This window comes from Streptomyces sp. NPDC006739 (assembly GCF_042869815.1).
In the GTDB taxonomy this organism is placed as follows: domain Bacteria; phylum Actinomycetota; class Actinomycetes; order Streptomycetales; family Streptomycetaceae; genus Streptomyces.
Genome location: NZ_JBIAGM010000096.1, coordinates 1 through 1,341 on the forward strand (window position 1 = coordinate 1; position 1,341 = coordinate 1,341).

Annotated in this window: 1 protein-coding gene; it reads right to left on the bottom strand. The window is 71.1% G+C overall.

Annotated features, from left to right (window positions below; all coding sequences use genetic code 11):
* Positions 1-18 precede the first annotated feature (18 nt).
* Positions 19-1,107 (bottom strand): IS110 family transposase, encoded by a 1,089-nt coding sequence (locus ACFYMM_RS44415; protein ID WP_388398578.1) that lies wholly within the window; start codon positions 1,105-1,107, stop codon positions 19-21.
* Positions 1,108-1,341 lie beyond the last annotated feature (234 nt).

A 1,341-nucleotide genomic window follows, 5' to 3' on the forward strand; every position in this document is an offset into this window, starting at 1 on the left:
CCGATGCCCCTATGGATGTCAAGCCGCGATACTGCCGCGGACAGGTAGCGGAGCGGAGGCGATGGCTCGGTGGATTTCGCGGGCGACGTACCTCTTGAGGCAGCGGATGACCTCGCGCTTGGTCTTGCCCTCCGAGGTGCGTCGCAGCAGGTAGGCGCGGGAGCGTTCCTCCCAGCGCAGGCGGGAGAGCACGACGCGGTAGAGGGCGGCGTTGGCCTGCCGGTTCCCGCCGCGGTTGAGCCGTCGGCGTTGGTTCTTGCCGGAGGAGCGCTCGACCGGGCTGACGCCGCACAGAGCGGCGAAGGAGGCCTCGTCGCGGAGGCGGTCGTGGTTGTCGCCGGCGGCTATGAGCAAGATGGCGGCGCTGTCCGGGCCGACGCCGGTGAGATCGAGCAGCTGCGGGTTGTGCGCCTGGACGATTGCCGAGATCCGGCGGGTGAGCGTGGTGGCCTCGGTGGAGAGCTGTTTGATGCGGTGGGCCAGCAGGCTCAGGGCCTGGTGCACCGCGCTGGCCTGCGCGTCCAGGGCGGCGCACGCCTTAAACAGTGCCGGGTTCGAGAGCCCTGCGAGGGATTCTCGCAGCTGTGCCGGTGCGCTGACCAGGAGGGCCTTGAGCTGGTTGATGGCCTGGGTGCGGTTGCGGACCGCAGAGTCCTTGACGACCTTCAGGACGCGTAGCTCCTCCACCGGGCCGTCCTTGCTCTTCGGGGCCCCGGTGGCTCGTCCGCCCAGCACGGCCCGGGCGGCGGCCTCGGCGTCGACCGCGTCGGTCTTGCCCGATCGGCGCCGGGCCGCCCGGTCCGGCCGGTTGACCTCGATGACCTCGATGCCCTCGGCGGCCAGGTGCCGGGCCAGCCCGGCACCGTAGGAGCCGGTCCCTTCCACCCCGGCCTGCCGGATGATGCCCAACGAGTGTGCCCACTCAACGAGTTGGCGGTATCCGATGGCCGTGGCGGGGAACGGCTGGGTGCCCAGCAGGGCGCCCAGGACGCTGACGACAGCGGCGACGTGCACGTCCTTGTGGGTGTCGACGCCGAGCACGGCGGTCGCGGAGTCCAGGGACGGCTGCGCGGTGTCGTCGTTGTGCGGCATGCTGAGAATGGTCATGTGCCTGTCTCGATCGGTTCGCGGGCGGATGGCCGCCACCGGACCGGTCGGGCGGTCAGGACTGTGAGGGTGCCTGTCGCGAAGGCCCCTATCGGGACACGCCCGCCGGGCCGGCGGCAGCGAGCCCCGCACGGGACCGGGCCGACAGATCGGCGCTCAGGACACCTTGGTCAGTCGCAGACCGGGTCAAGCCGCGGCCCCGTGCGGAACACGATCATCCTCACAGTCGCAGAC

Coding starts and splice junctions, on each gene's coding strand:
- ACFYMM_RS44415 (WP_388398578.1), bottom strand. CDS start 1,107: ATGACCATTCTCAGCATGCCGCACAACGACGACACCGCGCAGCCGTCC.